At 57.9% G+C, this 15,188-nt stretch carries 17 protein-coding genes; 6 read left to right on the top strand and 11 right to left on the bottom strand.

Annotated elements, in window-relative coordinates; translation table 11 throughout:
• Nucleotides 1–119 precede the first annotated feature (119 nt).
• Complete coding sequence (locus tag G6R15_RS11140; protein ID WP_164659918.1) at nt 120–1,103, top strand: AraC family transcriptional regulator; 984 nt, start codon at nt 120–122, stop codon at nt 1,101–1,103.
• 13 nt (nt 1,104–1,116) lie between these two features.
• Nucleotides 1,117–1,479: a DoxX family protein gene (locus G6R15_RS11135; RefSeq protein ID WP_164659917.1), complete on the top strand. Its 363-nt coding sequence runs from the start codon at nt 1,117–1,119 to the stop codon at nt 1,477–1,479.
• Between the two features lie 389 nt (nt 1,480–1,868).
• Here the strand turns inward: G6R15_RS11135 and G6R15_RS11125 are convergent, their stop codons facing one another.
• Nucleotides 1,869–2,546, bottom strand: a complete 678-nt coding sequence (locus G6R15_RS11125; protein WP_240336738.1) for a hypothetical protein — start codon at nt 2,544–2,546, stop codon at nt 1,869–1,871.
• A 200-nt stretch (nt 2,547–2,746) separates the two neighbouring features.
• On the opposite strand from G6R15_RS11125, the gene G6R15_RS11120 reads away from it, so the two are divergent.
• The 3 genes from G6R15_RS11120 (at nt 2,747) to G6R15_RS11110 (ending at nt 4,931) form a co-directional block, all read left to right on the top strand.
• A complete protein-coding gene (locus G6R15_RS11120; protein ID WP_164659916.1) occupies nt 2,747–2,959 on the top strand; it encodes a helix-turn-helix domain-containing protein in 213 nt (70 codons plus the stop codon).
• Between the two features lie 2 nt (nt 2,960–2,961).
• Complete coding sequence (locus G6R15_RS11115) at nt 2,962–3,162, top strand: hypothetical protein (RefSeq protein WP_164659915.1); 201 nt, start codon at nt 2,962–2,964, stop codon at nt 3,160–3,162.
• A gap of 314 nt (nt 3,163–3,476) precedes the next feature.
• The gene (locus G6R15_RS11110) at nt 3,477–4,931 is read left to right on the top strand and encodes a DUF3299 domain-containing protein (protein WP_164659914.1); all 1,455 of its coding nucleotides are present in this window, start codon (nt 3,477–3,479) and stop codon (nt 4,929–4,931) included.
• Nucleotides 4,932–5,092: 161 nt separating this feature from the next.
• Here the strand turns inward: G6R15_RS11110 and G6R15_RS11105 are convergent, their stop codons facing one another.
• The 9 genes from G6R15_RS11105 to G6R15_RS11065 are packed head-to-tail and all read right to left on the bottom strand — an operon-like array spanning nt 5,093 to nt 12,754.
• Nucleotides 5,093–5,986, bottom strand: a complete 894-nt coding sequence (locus tag G6R15_RS11105) for a DMT family transporter (RefSeq protein WP_164659913.1) — start codon at nt 5,984–5,986, stop codon at nt 5,093–5,095.
• A complete protein-coding gene (locus tag G6R15_RS11100) occupies nt 5,983–6,777 on the bottom strand; it encodes an ABC transporter permease (RefSeq protein WP_164659912.1) in 795 nt (264 codons plus the stop codon). The genes G6R15_RS11105 and G6R15_RS11100 overlap by 4 nt, the downstream gene beginning before the upstream one ends.
• A complete protein-coding gene (locus G6R15_RS11095; protein WP_164659911.1) occupies nt 6,770–7,708 on the bottom strand; it encodes an ABC transporter permease in 939 nt (312 codons plus the stop codon). Before G6R15_RS11095 ends, G6R15_RS11100 begins: the two co-directional genes overlap by 8 nt.
• Complete coding sequence (locus tag G6R15_RS11090) at nt 7,705–8,421, bottom strand: ABC transporter ATP-binding protein (protein ID WP_255456164.1); 717 nt, start codon at nt 8,419–8,421, stop codon at nt 7,705–7,707. Before G6R15_RS11090 ends, G6R15_RS11095 begins: the two co-directional genes overlap by 4 nt.
• Before the next feature lie 2 nt (nt 8,422–8,423).
• Nucleotides 8,424–9,107: an ATP-binding cassette domain-containing protein gene (locus G6R15_RS11085; RefSeq protein WP_164659909.1), complete on the bottom strand. Its 684-nt coding sequence runs from the start codon at nt 9,105–9,107 to the stop codon at nt 8,424–8,426.
• A complete protein-coding gene (locus G6R15_RS11080) occupies nt 9,104–10,627 on the bottom strand; it encodes an ABC transporter substrate-binding protein (RefSeq protein WP_164659908.1) in 1,524 nt (507 codons plus the stop codon). The genes G6R15_RS11085 and G6R15_RS11080 overlap by 4 nt, the downstream gene beginning before the upstream one ends.
• A gap of 11 nt (nt 10,628–10,638) precedes the next feature.
• The gene (locus tag G6R15_RS11075) at nt 10,639–10,911 is read right to left on the bottom strand and encodes a DUF6525 family protein (RefSeq protein ID WP_164659907.1); all 273 of its coding nucleotides are present in this window, start codon (nt 10,909–10,911) and stop codon (nt 10,639–10,641) included.
• Nucleotides 10,908–11,543, bottom strand: a complete 636-nt coding sequence (locus G6R15_RS11070; RefSeq protein ID WP_164659906.1) for a DUF1826 domain-containing protein — start codon at nt 11,541–11,543, stop codon at nt 10,908–10,910. Before G6R15_RS11070 ends, G6R15_RS11075 begins: the two co-directional genes overlap by 4 nt.
• Complete coding sequence (locus G6R15_RS11065) at nt 11,540–12,754, bottom strand: GTP-binding protein (RefSeq protein ID WP_164659905.1); 1,215 nt, start codon at nt 12,752–12,754, stop codon at nt 11,540–11,542. Before G6R15_RS11065 ends, G6R15_RS11070 begins: the two co-directional genes overlap by 4 nt.
• 105 nt (nt 12,755–12,859) lie before the next feature.
• On the opposite strand from G6R15_RS11065, the gene G6R15_RS11060 reads away from it, so the two are divergent.
• Nucleotides 12,860–13,288 (top strand): Rrf2 family transcriptional regulator, encoded by a 429-nt coding sequence (locus G6R15_RS11060; protein WP_164659904.1) that lies wholly within the window; start codon nt 12,860–12,862, stop codon nt 13,286–13,288.
• A 321-nt stretch (nt 13,289–13,609) separates the two neighbouring features.
• On the opposite strand, the gene G6R15_RS11055 is transcribed toward G6R15_RS11060, so the two are convergent.
• Nucleotides 13,610–14,980: a transposase gene (locus tag G6R15_RS11055; RefSeq protein ID WP_164659903.1), complete on the bottom strand. Its 1,371-nt coding sequence runs from the start codon at nt 14,978–14,980 to the stop codon at nt 13,610–13,612.
• Nucleotides 14,981–15,188 lie beyond the last annotated feature (208 nt).

Raw genomic sequence — 15,188 nt, 5'->3', positions numbered from 1 at the left:
AAAATGTCAGGTTATTGCGGGTGCCCTCTCCATTTTCCTGACGATCCGTCTATACTCTTCAACGCGTGACAAGTGAGGGTGTTCTTGTGGCTGCAAATCATGATCGGAGTGACATACCGATGGTTCGGGCCACTGTATTGGCTCCTGTGGTTCAGGCGTTGAAGTCACGCAGCGAAGACATTGACGTTTTTCTAGCGGCCTTTGATCTTTCCGTCGTGTCCATTAAAGATCCGACGTCCTACATCCGAAATGATATTGTCTATCGGGTGTACGCAGCGGCGGCTGAACTACGCAATGATCAGTGTTTCTGCACGTCCGTTGGTCGCAACATCAACCTTGCAGACTTCCTTCCGTTCGGCGCCGCCCTTGAGGAGGCCACGACAATTGGTGGGTTTATCTCTCGCTTCACCCAAACTGTTGCCAGCGAGACGAACTCCATCTCTCAGAGCTTGTTCGTCGAAGACACCACGGCATATTTTAGCGCCAAACGTAAGTTTGTACCAACCGTGTCACCGGCCCACATCGACGGCTTCATGATTGGAATTTGGATCACATTCTTGCATGAAGCGCTTGATTTCCGCTGGGATCCGGCTTCGGTGTTGGTCAGGATGTGCGATCCGGCTGTTCTACCGCAAGAGTTTCACGGCATCCGGGCGATCAAGAGCAATGACCGGGGCTTTTCCATTCGGTTTCCTGCTGCATGGTTAACGATTCCGCTGAATGGGGTCTTAGCGCCCGAAGACACGGATGATTTAGTCGGCCCGCAGCTGGATATGCTCGCCCCGAAGGGGTTTGTGGAAGCCATTCGTGCAATACTAGAAAAGCACATTAGCGAGAGTAACCTGAGCGTGGAAACAGCGGCAGAGCTGTGCGGGTTTTCAAAATCTGCTCTGGCACGAAGATTGGCCAAATTTGATACGACCATTGTCGAAATTCTTACGGACTTGAAAATGGAGGCCGCTAAGGGCTCATTGGCCAACTCCAACGCTTCAATCCAGAGCATTGCGCTAAGTCTAGGCTATTCAGACGCGACAGCGTTCAGCAGGGCGTTCCGAAAACGTACTGGGCTATCTCCCCGAGCCTACCGGCAATCGGCTAGTTAAGGGAACAATCACAATGATTGAGATCATCAAGGTTTTACTGACCGCTTTCTTTCTGTTTGCAAGTTCGATCAAGATATTCGGCTGGCACGACAAGATATTCCACGTCCAGCTCGAGATGTTCAAAAGCTACGGCCTGAACCGAAGCATTATGCGATTGGTGGGCATGGTTGAGCTGTTCGGAGCACTCGCAATCTGGTTTTCGGGGACGCTCTTCTCACTGCTTGGGGCAATGGCACTTTTGGGCACTTCGATTGGGGCCATCGGGTGCCATTTGATCTTCGATACTTGGAAGCATGGTGTGCCTGCAATGGTAACTGGTACGCTCTCAGCTATCATTTTGTGGAGCAGTAAAGAACTAATCTTGGCGCTGGTTTAACTGGTACTCCAAACCGAAAGCCGCCAATTGTTTAACTTGCAGCGAATGACTGGAATCCGCCCGGCGTGCAGATCGGCCATTTCCGCTTCGGGCTGGGTGCCTTCATTCGTCGCATGTGGCATCATCATTGCTTCGTGAAAATACTCGTGGCTGCCCTTGAGCTGGTGTCAACACGACGACCATGCTGTATGACAGATCAGGCACATTGATAAGGTAGACGAAAGCCATGGCAGAACGTTTTGAGCGCCACCGTCAAGCTTGGACGCAAGAGGAAATTCAAAAACTGCACTTACTAGTGTCAAAGGGGATGGGCTTGAAGGCCATAGCCAAAGCTCTCACACGCTCTGAGGAATCGACCAAGAGTAGAGCGAAGCTTGACAAGATAAAGATCAAGAAAGCACGCTGATCTTGAAGCCCTCATCGTCCTCCTGTCGTTCTTTGTGGCGGCGAACAATGTCCGCTTCGGGCTGTCTGCTGGCAATGAACAAATGGGTAGTAACGCGTCCGGGCGGCCATTCATGGGCTGCATCGCTGTTGTCGACGGCCATAAATCTGGTCTGGTTGGCGGGGGTCCTGTCAGAATTTGGACCCCGTGTCGTGCGTTGCCAGCCGAATTCGCCCTGCGTGCCGTAGGTCCCGAGGCGCATGTTGTAACTCTCAGAACAATCATCGTCGCGACCACGTTCGCGATGGCTGTAGTGCCGAACATCCCAGACGCGGATCGAGCGCACGAAATCGAATTCTAGGCCACTGATGTCGATGTCTGCGCCACTTTCCACCACCTGTGCCAGAATGACGTGACCAAGTGTCTGGCCGATTTGGTTGCTGGCCTCCCAAGTTGTCGGGGCCGTGCTTTGCATAGGCGCGCGCTCCGCAACACCCATCGGACAACGCCAGATTTGCAGGGGTGGCTCAATCGGCCAAGGCGTGATCCGACGGATGAACACGGCACGGGCATGAGCGCATTCTGCTGACGCGGGCCACCCACCAGCCAGGCAAAGCAGAATGGCGCAATCGACTTGATAGGCTTTCGCTGCCTGAGGAGCCACACTGGAAAGCAGAGACATTGCGACCCCAAAGAACCAATTCCTGATAAATCTGCACCACATATCAATAACTGCCTTTTGATTACATTATTGTATTATTGATAATGTAACTCCAACATCGCCCTTCACACCATATACGAGAACATCATTTGTGATGCTCGCGCGCGTTCTGTGGAATATATTCCGTAGAGCAGTTCTTGTGATCTGGCCGAATACAGGCCATGAAATTGCGGGAACGAGTAGGGCTAAATGTACGGAATCTAAGAAATTCCAGAGGATTGAGCCAAGAACAATTAGCCTTAGCTTCGGAAGTCGATCGCAGCTATATCAGCGAGATCGAACTCGCCAAGAATTCAGCATCAATCGATGTTCTGGAACGGGTCGCGGATGCTCTCAGCATCGATCCAAAGGAATTGTTTAACGAGAGGGGCTAGTTTTGCCCGAATTTGAGAGTGTTTGCACAACGGCCGAAGCCATCGGCCGCATTAAATGTATTGAGACAGGCGAAGAAATTGGCTTGCTGTATCATTGGGACAATGGTGAGACGCAGGCGGCGCTTTACGATGATGGTCATCCCGAAACATCAAACTGCTCAGATCATCCCGCTGAAACGGACATTGGCGCAAACCGCAGCTAACGGCCGCAAAGAGCCCAGAGTTACCGATGTCTCTAGCCGACAGGAAATCCGCTTTCGGCCCTTGCGGACGTAACCCTGAGTATCGTCTCGGTCAATCTGCCAATCCAAAGTCCAACTCACTTAACATTAAAATCCTTGACTAACGCAACAGATGATGTTGCATGATGGTCAGTTCCTAAGGTTTGGCGGGGTGTTTGAGGATCTTGGCAAAGCTGATGCGCTCCAATTACGGGAGGTCGGTGTCTACAAACCAAGCGCCACGGTCCTGCAGACAAGGCAGCGCCCCTTACTGAAGATGGGTACAGGAGTTCCCGATGCGGCTATGGCGCTTGCAAAAAACCTTTCTTCACCTGCTCGCCGTGGCGGTGTTCGTATCTGCTGCCAGCGCTTCGGAACCGCAGTTGGTGACCTGGGATGCGCTTGCACCTTCAGAGGTTATCGACGCAGAAGCCTTGTCTGGCGGCCCCTTGGCGCAAGGGCGAGGAGCGTCCCAACCACCCGCACTCGCGTCGGACCTTCTGGACCGCGACATTGTCATCGATGGCTACGCCCTTCCAGTTTTGGGAGAAAGCGGCCTTGTCACCGAGTTTCTGCTGGTGCCATGGGTCGGGGCGTGTGTCCACACACCCGCTCCTCCGCCGAACCAGATCATTCACGTGTCCTATCCGGATGGGCTGCAATTCACCAAGCACTTTGAACCGGTTCGAATTTCCGGAATTCTGCGGCACGAGCCAGCCGACCACCCAATCTATCTTGTCGACGGTGCGAGGGTAGTCTCGGCGAGCTACGCTCTGACCGAAGCCAAGACACTTGGATTGCCGGAAGAGATCATTGCCAGCTCGGCCAATGGCATTCCCGTGGCGACCCGGATCCAGATATGGGTCAACGAGCTTTTCACCGACAGCATGCTGGCCATTGACAAGGGCGGATCGATAAAGGCGATGCTGATGGCGTTGCTGCTGTGCTTTGGTTACGGCGCGCTTCACACCCTAGGGCCGGGGCACGGCAAATCCGTCGTGATTTCCTATTTCGTAGGGACAGGCGGCAACCTTCGGCGCGGTTTGACCATGGGCGTGCGCATCGCGATCTTCCACGTTCTTTCGGCGGTGGTTATCGTTCTCTTGCTTGATTTCGCGGTGCGCTCGACGACGGGGTCCGCGCCTTCTGATTTTCGCGCCATTCGCCTGGCGAGCTACGCTCTGGTGATGGCCATTGGCGGTGTTATGCTTTGGCAGGCCATCGCGTCGATCCTGGCCCGCCAGACGACGCGCGCCAGGGCAGTGCCTGCGCATGGCGACCACGACCACGATCATAACCATCACGATCACCGCCATCACGCCGGCCACGACCACAGCGGCTGTGCGGCCTGCGCAGCGAGCAGCAACCCCAAGGGCAGCGGCTGGATCGCAGCCTCGGTCGGCATCGTGCCCTGTACGGGCGCTTTGCTGGTGATGTTGTTCGGGCTGGCCAACGATTTGGTTTGGCCTGCTGTGCTGATGGTGGTTGCGATCTCGGCGGGCATGGCGGCGGCCATGTCAGCGATCGGCATTGCCGCGCTGTGGGGGCGGGGCTGGGCAGAGCGCCGGTTTGCGACCGGGCCCGTACGACGCGCGCAGTTTGAGTCAGGAGTGCGTCTGGCAGGCGCTTCCTGCGTGTTCGCCATCGGCGCCTTGCTATTCAGCGTCACCTTGTCCGCGCAGCCGATCCCGTTGCCGACCAGTAACGACGTGACGTTCAACGCGGCTGAACACCAGAAGGCGGGCGGCTAACGGCTGAGCGTCATGCCGCAAGGCACCATGCACAGTGCGACGCAGGCGACGCTTTGTGCAGATAACGGCAGCCTGCCACCAGCCGATATGAAACGCGACGAGCCGAGCCCGACGGGGACATCCCACGGCTCCCGCGGTCTCAACTGGCCTGGGACCAAGGGCTATGTGCCCTGTTTTCGCTTGCCTATTTCCGCCGCGGCAATGGCTGCTCCTGCCAGAATGAGGGGCGCTGCAATGAGGAAGCTGGTGGACAGGCTGAGGCGGAAAATGAACAAATCCGCCAGAAGCGGCCAAAGCAGCGCCACGTATTCAAACGGCGCCAAACGCGAGGCTTCTGCAAAGCGAAAGGACAGTGTCAGGGCGATATGGCTGAAACCGCCGAACAGTCCGGCCCCGATCAGTAATCCGGTTGTAGGCAGGTCCGGCACAATCCAGCCCCATGGCAGTGTGCATAAGGCGCCTATCATCGAAGCGATGACGAAATACATGGCGATCGCACCGGGGCTCTCGGTTCTGTTCAGGCTGCGCACCATGAGGAGGGCCACGGCTGACAGGACGGCAGAAACCAAGGCCAGACCGATCCCCCATAGCCGGGCGCTATCGGTCGAGTTGTCGCCGATTTCAGGCCAGACCAGAACAACCACACCGCCAAAGCCGACGAGAACACCCGCAATGCGCCAGATTGTGATGCGCTCCGACAGCAGGACCACTGCACCAACTGCCATCAGCATGGGCGAGAGCTGCGCGATCAGCAGCGCTTCGGCAAGGGTAAGATAGGTCAGCGCCGCAAATGACGTGAAAAGGGAAATGGCCCCGAAACCGGACCTAATTAGGTGCTGCAAGGGTCTTTTGGTGGCCAGCCCTTGGGGAAATTCTCCGCGGGACCAAAGGAACAGGATCAATGGAATCACGGCAAAGAAGGACCGGAAAAAGACGATTTCCCCCAGTGGCACTTCCGGCCCTGCCGCCTTGACGCAGACGAACATGCCCGCCGACATCAGGCCTCCGAATATCCGCAGGCTGATCCCGAGGGTGGGACGGTCAGGATGGCTCATTCATGGCTGCTTTGCTTGGCCAGGGCATCGCGCAGGGCGTCACCGGCAAGGTTGATGGTGAGAACGCAGGTGACAACCGCCATGCCTGGCCAGATCATCTGCAGCGGGGTCGAGCGCATGTGCACGCGCGCATCCAGCAGCATCGCACCCCATTCGGGGTTCGGGGGCTGGACGCCAAAACCCAGAAACCCAAGCGCCGAAATGCCGAGGATCGCGCGAGCAAACATACCCGTCCAGACAACGGTGAGCGATGGAATCAGCGACGGCAGAAAATGCCAGCGGGCGATGGACCAGCCGGGCATGCCGGCCAATCGGGCCTGTACCACATATCCCTGATTTTGAACGGACAGACCGATGCCGCGGGCCACACGGGCATAGCGCATCCAGCCTGTGACACTGAGAGCAAAGATCAGGCTCCAGGTGCCTGCGCCCATAAGCCCGGCGATGACGACGGCGGCCACCAGTTCAGGAAAGGCCAAAAAGGTATCGGTTGCGCGCATCAGCAACCAATCGGCGGACTTGCCGCCCAGTGCTGCAATCAGGCCGATTGACGTCCCGATGAGCAGGCTCAGAACCGAGATCAGGAACGCCAGCCCCAGCGACCACCGCGCCCCATAAAGCAAGCGCGACAGGATATCCCGCCCAAGCGCATCCGTACCCAGCGGGAACCTGGCACTTGGGGCAGAGAGACGGTTCGGAATATCGATCGCCGTTGGATCATAAGGGGCCAGAAGCGGACCCAGAACCGCAAGAGCCACAAGACCGATGACGACAAACAGGACACTACGCATCCTCGGTTCCAATCCGGGGATCGATTGCGCGGTAGATGATGTCGATAGCCAAGTTGACCACCACAAAGACAAGAGCGGTCAATACGACGACGGCCTGCACATGCGGGAAATCGCGCGACAGGATTGCCTGGACTAGAAAAGTGCCAAGGCCCGGACGGCCAAAAATGACCTCGATCAGCACCGCCCCTTCGAGCAGGAAGGCCAGTTCAAGGCCAAAGACCGTGACAACGGGAATCGCGGCATGGGGGGCGATGTGATCGCGAGCAACGGCTCTGCCGTCGACGCCGCGCCGCCGGATCGCGGGCAGGAAAGGCTGTCCGCGTGCCTCAAGAATGCCGGACCGGATGATCCGGGTCAGCGAGGCTGCAACTCCGAGACCCAGCGTGACGGCGGGCAGGATTGCGTGGGCGGGCGTGCGCGCGCCCATGGCGGGCAGCCAGCCCAGTTGAACGGCGAGCAACAGGATCAGGAGAAGCCCAAGCCAATAGGCCGGGATCGCGGCACCCAGCGATGCGATCGCAACCGACGTTCGATCCAAAAGCCCACCGGGACGCTTGGTGGCGAGTATGGCAAGCGGCAGCGAGAGCGCCAGACCACTCGCCAACCCGGCCAAAGCCAGCGGAAAGGTATAGGTCATCGCCGTCCAAAGGTCGGGCCAGACCGGACGTCCCGTTACTGCCGAGTACCCGAAATCGAACCTCAGCAACGGACCAAGCCATGCCCGGAAGGCGTGCCAGAAGTTCGTGTTCAACCCGACCTCGTCGCGAATCTGATCGATCACGTCATCGGTCAAAAGCGCATCGAAACGGGCCATGGCAATGGTCTGCGCCGGGTCCCCGGGCGCATTCCAGAGCAGTGCAAAGGTCAGGATTGCGGTGCCCAACAGCACGACCGCGGCACGCAGCAAAAGGGCGCCAATGGCTTTGATCATGCCGCGGCCTCAAGCGCACCAAGAGAGATCGCGGCATCCCGCAATGTGCGGCAATAGGGCGATTGAGGGGTCAAGGCAAAGGTGTTAGCGTCAGCGGTCTCTTCGACACGCCCGGCCTTTAGCACCATGATCTGATCGCCATGCGCAACCGCATAGCCAAGGTCATGGGTGACAATCAGCGCGGCAAAGCCTTCCTCGGCCTGCAACTCCGAAATCAAGCGCGCGGTGTGTTTCTGCGTCACCGCGTCAAGCGCCGAGAGGGGTTCGTCAAACAGCACAAGCGGGGGCGCGGCGATTAAGGCGCGCAGAATACCAGCCCGTTGCGCTTGCCCGATTGAAACCTGATCCGGGCGTCGGTCCAACAGGTCCAGCGGCATTTCCAGCCCTGCACAAAGCCGCTCTAACCGACCTGCCGCTAGTGCAACCCCCTGCGCGACAATCGGCTCCATCACCGACCGTCGCAGGTTCAACGCCGGATTGAATGCCGCGCGCGGCTCTTGCATGACCAACGCCGGGCGGGCGGCACGCGCAGGTTTGCCGTTCCACGTGATCTCGCCCTCTGCGGGCTTTAGCAGGCCCAGGATTGCGGCGATCAACGTGGATTTGCCTGCCCCGCTTTCGCCAACAACCGCAAGTGTTTCACCGGCTGGAAGGGACAATGTAATGCTCTCCAGCGTGACCCGCGATCCTCGTTTAACGGCTAGGTCAGTCACCTTTAACACGGCAACACCATCCAGTTTCGATGCGTTGAAAGCGCATTGGCTGCTCTTGTTTTCGGGCGTTCCAGAATGTCTTCGGTGCGTCCTGTTTCGACCAGACGCCCAGCGTCCATCACCATCAGCCTTTCGACGCGTCGCGCGGCAAGGCCAAGGTCATGGGTGATCAGGATCATCGCCGTGTCCTTACCTGTCAGAAAGGCGCTGAGCAGTTCCATGGTGGCCGCCGCCACGACCGGGTCGAGCGCGGATGTGGGCTCGTCTAACACAATCAGATCAGGATTGCCGATCAGCGCCATGGCTATGACAAACCGCTGCTGCATACCGCGGCTCCAGCCCCACGGGCGTTTGCTCAGATCACCGCCTTCGATCTTCAGCGCGCCGAAAAGCCCGGCCTGATCCGCGCTTCCCGGTGGCAGGCCAAGGGCTGTTTCCGCTTCGCGCCAGTGAAACGCCATAGACCGCAGCGGATCGAGCGCTTCGTCCGGGCTTTGCGGCACATGGGCCACGGTGTGACCCTGTGCACGCAGATCGTCGATCAGCGCGTGCCCCAATGTTGATTTCCCGGACCCGGATGACCCCACGAGGCCGATGCGGATCTGCAAGGGTATTTCCAGCGACGTAGGGTGGAGGATGGTCCGGCCCGAGCGCACTGCGCTCAGGCCGGATACGGATAATGTCATTTCACCACCTTCGTCTCGTGCGTGATCCAATAGGTCTCGGTTGGATGCACTTGATAGCCGGTCAGACCGGGCACGCCGACATTTGTCTGGCTGACGTGGAAGATGGGGATCAATGCGGCCTCGGAGACGATGATTTCCTGAACCTCGTCATAGATCGCCTTGCGCTCGGCGTGTTCAAAGGTCAGGCGGCCTTGGGCCAGCAAGTCATCCAGTCGCGCATTTGCATAGCCACCGGAGTTGGAGCCTCCGTCGGATTTCAGCAACGTCTCCAGAACACCGCCCGGATCACCCTGCGGCGTTGTCACCCAGGCTTGCAGGAACAGGTCAGCCTCGCCTGCCTTGATCGCATCATTGCTGGCACTCCATTCGCCCACCGTGATGTTCGCCTTGACGCCGATCGCGGCCAGGAAGGCCTGGGTCAGCTCTGCCGTCGGGGGCAGCGCAGCGCGCGAGGAATAGGTGACAATGTCAATTTCCAGCGGTGCGCCGTCCAGCATCCAGGCACCACCTTCCTTGACCGCTCCGGCCTCGGTCAAGAGCGCTTCTGCCTTGGCGGGGTCATAGGGGGCCGGTATGTCAGCCGCCCAACCTTTGCCGTCGGGATAGACCGTTCCGGCGGGCACGCCCCCGACGCCGGACAGCGCTGCATCGACAACGCTCTGACGGTCAATCGCATAGGACACGGCCTGACGGATCAACGGGTTGGACATCGGCCCGCTTGCCGCGTTGACGGTGTAGAAATAGAGCCGAGCCGTCGGTGCGGAGAAGCCCTGCGCTCCCGTGTCCTTTATGCGGTTGAAGTCGGTTTCGGGGTAATTGATGACCAGATCAACTTCTCCGGCCTCAAAGGCCAGCGCGGCGGTGGCCGGGTTCGCGGCGACCACGACGCGCACCTCACTCAGGCCGGGCGTGCCAAGCCGATAGTCCGGGTTGGCTTCTGCACGGTAAAGCTGCTCTGGAACAGCTTCCTTGAACACAAAAGGTCCGGTGGCGTTGATCGGGAACGCGTCGGATGATGCGCCGAGTATCGCAATCGCAGGTTCGGACAGCGTCCATGGGAAGGCTGCGTTGGGCGCGTTTGTCTCGAAGATGACGACGTTGTCGCCGTCAGTGGGCATGCCCGCAAGATCAAGCAGCTTTGCAACGCGTGCGTTGTGGCCTGGATGTCCTTCGTCCGAGATCGCTGCAATCGAATCAATGACCGCCTGCGCCGTCACCGGCGCGCCGTCGTGGAACGTCACCCCTTCGCGCAGGGTCACCCGCCAGGTTGTCGGCGATGACTGCTCAATTCCGGCTGCCAGACGGGGATAGAGGTTCATGTCATAGTCTATCCCCATCAGCGTTTCGGTCACGCCGGTCTGGTTCGACATCCAGCCGTTGTAGCTGGCACGCGGGTCGGGCACTTCGGCAGATGGACCGAAGCCAACCGAAATGGTGAGGCTGCCCTCTTGGGCGGCGATGGGCAAAGCTGTACCAAGTGCGAGCGCGGCGGCACAGGTAAGTCGAGTAATAAACGACATATACATTTCCTTCAGGTGATGGAGTTGAGTTTGAAGACAGTGGATTGTCGATCACGCGCCAATGTGCGCGCTTCGGCATGGGCAAGCGATTGAAGCGTTTCTTCCGCAGACAATCCCTTGGCCCGCGATTTGGACCAAATGCGGCGAACCGAGGTAACCGACCATGGCAAGGCCGCCTCAGCGACCCACTTGCGGACGGGTGCAGGCAAGCCGTCATAGTCCTCCATAGGATCACCGGACCGCCTTTTGCGACGCAGGCTGCTTTGTCCGAGATTGCGGTTCACTCGGCCTCGTCCAGATCAAAAATCGGGTCCAGCACGAGTAAAAGACGCGTCTCGCCAGTCCCATCGATCGGGGGCGAGCGATGCAGCAACCCCGCATCTGGTTCGGGCGGCCAAAGCGAGCCGCGCAAAAGAATGGGCGCGCATGTTGGCGCTGTATGGATGTGCACAGGGTCCTCTCTGCGCACCGAAGTTCCGTATTGCGTTCCGGTCCCCCGATAGGTGCAGACGAGTCGGCCGGTGATCGCATCAAGATGGAATTTACGGCAGGCGTTTGTGGTCACGGCCTGCAGCCGCAATCGCACATAGTCCGCGTTCATCAGGCTTGCAAAGCGTTGGGCCAGATCGGCGATGTCGTCGATCAGCCATTCGCGATGTGGCCCATCTGGCGTCCCGGCGATATCACAAAGGTGTAGAACAGTGTCTCTGATGGCCTGGACATGCAACACGACGCGTCCGTCCGGCAAAGCCTTGGCATCAAGCGCGTCAAGCCACAAGGCAACGTTCGACGGCACTTCTCGCCCCCAGATCGCCGCGGCACAGGAAGGATCACGAAAACTGTCCAAGCCTCTTGCGTCGCTGACAACCCGCACACCTGCCGGTTGGTCGGCGAAAACCGGGGCTGCGATGTTCATGCGGCTTCCTCGGCACGCCGCCAGCCCGGGAACGGGTCGGGCATGTCGAGCGGCAGGGCATCGGGCCCGGCGGCCAACACAGAGGGAACTAGGCAGGCGTCGAGTTTGGCTTTCAGGGCAGCCCAATCGATATCAGACCCAATGAAAACAAGCTCTTGCCGCCTGTCGCCCCATGGTTCTTGCCAATGCTCCTTGATATAGTCTGACGCTGCTACGTGTTCGGGCCAACGTTCTTTGGGCACATTCGCCCACCACGTGCCGATTGGCTGAACGCTCGATAGAGATCCAGCCAGTGAGAACTCCGCGACCCATTCGGGGCGCGTGGCAATCCAGAAATGCCCTTTGGCGCGGATCACGCCGGGCATTTCACCGTTCAGAACCGCCAGGATTTTCTCGGGGATGAAAGGCTGGCGTGCGCGATAGACATAAGAGGTTACACCGTATTCTTCGGTCTCCGGAACGTGATCTGCAAACCCATAAAGCTCTTTGGCCCACATCGGGTGTTCATGCGCCTTGTCGAAGTCGAAGAGGCCGGTATCGAGAATTTTCTCTGCAGCGACCTCCGAGTGATTGGTTTCGATGATCTCGGCATCCGCGTTCAGGCTGCGGATGATCTTGCGGGCAGCGTCAACCTGTGCCTCGGACGCATCGGCGACCTTGTTCAGGATCACAACATCGGAAAATTCCATCTGATCGGTCAGCAGATGCACCAGCGTTCGCTCGTCCTCATCGCCCATGACTTCGCCCCGTTCGCGCAGGAAATCGTGGCTGGAAAAGTCCCTGAGCAGGTTCACCGCATCAACGACAGTCACCATCGTGTCGAGCCGGGCGACATCAGACAGGCTGTTGCCAAATTCGTCGCGAAAATCGAACGTTGCGGCGACAGGCAGAGGTTCGGAAATCCCTGTGCTCTCGATCAGCAGATAGTCAAACCGCCCTTCGGCTGCCAATCGGCGTACCTCATCCAGAAGGTCGTCGCGCAACGTGCAGCAGATGCAACCGTTAGACATCTCGACCAGAGTCTCATCCGTACGGCTGAGTTCGGTGTCCGCACGCACGAGGTCTGCGTCGATGTTCACCTCGGACATGTCGTTGACGATAACGGCGACCCGTCGCCCTTCGCGATTGTTGAGCACGCGGTTCAGCAGGGTGGTTTTGCCCGCGCCCAGAAATCCGGACAGGACGGTGACTGGAAGCCGAGTATCTGGCATATGTGCTCTCCAAAGCGTGCAACAACGATCACGCAACTTACGCAGTTACTAGATAAATGCAACTGCTATTGTTACGTGTGATGGAATTCCGGAGGAACACTGCGCATGAAGCGGAACAGTCGCCTATCTCTCGCCCTGCACACACTCAGCCACATGGCGGGTGACCCTGACCGCGTGCGAACATCTGCAGATATTGCCGTTCATGCCGGAACGAATCCTGTCGTCGTGCGCCGTGTGCTTGGGAAGCTCAGGGAAGCAGGTCTCTTGTCGTCGGAAAAGGGACATGCGGGTGGTTGGCGGTTGGCAAAACCAGCAAGAAGCATCACACTTGCTGACGTTTATCTGGCATTAGACGAACGTTTGGTTTCAGGGAACGATACAGATCTCGAACCGTCGCACTGTAGTGTCGAAACGGGCCTTCAAATGCGCGTGGCGGAAGTCCTTGAAGAGATTGAAGAGAGTCTTGTGAAACGCCTGCGCGAAACGTCGATCACGGATGTTCATCCCAAGTCTTGCAGCTATTGCGACAGCTGAGCCCGCGATACCGATTCAACAAAACCGACAACATTGGGGGCTCGGGTTCTGCAGTTTGTCGCGAGGCAATTATAAGGTGATCGCCCTTGGGCAGATTTGCTCTGTCTAAAAGCTCTGATATCTAACTCGCTGCCTTGCAGTGTCATAAGCGAAGCGTTTGCCAGCTCTTCCGTCGAACTGCTTTCCACAGCCATTTGCAAATGCGGTGAGCGGCCATTCCAATCGGAAACGCCAACCGTGGCTTTGTCCGGATACTGTTGAAGAAGTCGGTGTTTTGGCGGGCTTGATGTTGATCAAGAAACAGGCCAGCCGCGTTTCCCTTCACGCAGGCGCTGGTGTTGGCAGCAATTTAGCCAGTTTGCGGAGGTTTTGGGCTGTTGCTGCGAGTTGGAACTGTTCTGTTGCACCTTTGGGTCCGCGAAGCCGCATCATCCGCAGGCCGATGTATCGTTTTAGGTGCGCAAATAGCATCTCGACCTTTCGTCGCTGGATGAACGAGGTAATGTAGGCGTCTGTCTTGCGGATATCGCGGGCGACATCGCGTGCAGCTTCATGAACCGAGCGGAGCAAATTTCGCGCCGGTTGGGTTGGGCAGCACATTGGCTTCAAGGGGCATGCGTCGCAATCCAGTTTGGATGCGCGGTATTTGATGAACCCGTCTTTTCCGCCGTTCGCAACACGCGGCTTTGAGAACTTCCTTCGGTACGTCTGAAGCGATTGGCCTCCTGGGCAAGAGTAGCTATCGGTCGCTGGATCATATGCAAAATCCTCACGTGAGAATGTTCCGTCGGTTCGTTTGGATTTGTCCCAGACCGGAATGTGGGGTTCGATTTGACGGTCCTCCACCAGCCAGCCCAACATCTCGGCTGATCCATAGCCTGTATCACCCACAAGCTTATCGGGTTTGATCCCAAACCGATCCTGCACCCGGTCAATCATGTCCCTTGCGGCCCGCGCTTCAGCGGGCCGGATCGGGGTTGTCGGTTCGACATCCACAATGACCGCATTGTCCAAATCCACCAAGTAGTTGGTAGAATAAGCAAAGTATGCGGCACCTCCATCTGCTCCTGTCCAACGAGCAGCGGGATCGACCGGCGAGATGTATTTGGGGATTACCTTTGTCGCTGCCCCGAAAGCAACGTGATCGAGTGTCTCAATATATTCATCTACTGCGCGCGACGTCAGATTCGATGGCAATCCTTCTTTGCTATCAACCCCACGCGTCTGGTTCGCATTGGCCGGGATCAGACTGGCATCGACACCAAAGCTGTGACCACCGACCAGCCCTTCATCCATGCAGCGCTGCGAAACCGTCTCGAACAGATGCCGGAACAGGCCACTTTCACGGAAACGGCCGTGACGGTTCTTCGAGAAGGTAGAATGATCTGGAATGCGGTCGGTCAGATCAAGGCGACAAAACCATCTGTATGCTAGGTTCAGATGGACCTCTTCGCAAAGCCGCCGCTCGGACCGGATGCCCATGCAATAGCCAAGCAACAACATCCGGATCATCAGCTCAGGATCAATCAAAGGGCGGCCAGTATGGCTGTAGAAATCGGCCAGATGCGATCGGATGCTGCTCAGATCGACAAACCGATCAATCGACCGCAACAAGTGATCTCGTGGCACGTGGTCTTCCAGCGAGAACTCGTAAAACAGTGCCGCCTGCGCTTCCTGCTTGGGTCCCATCATCGCCAATCCTCCCAATCAATAAGAGAATTGAATCAGCAGATCATGCCTCGATCAAGTATCAGTTTTTCAACAAAATCAGCCCCGAACGGTCAGATCAAATTCGCGCCCTTCGCTCGTGCGGCAAGATCGCTCTAGAGCCAACGGTATGGAATGTGGAGACAAATAAGCCTTCAGCGCGACAACAATCAGATAAACTGGGGGTTAACGG

The organism is Tropicibacter sp. Alg240-R139 (assembly GCF_900537075.1).
Lineage (GTDB): Bacteria > Pseudomonadota > Alphaproteobacteria > Rhodobacterales > Rhodobacteraceae > Falsiruegeria.
The sequence above is the reverse complement of the archived record's forward strand: the minus strand, read 5'-3'. Positions and strand labels throughout refer to the sequence as shown.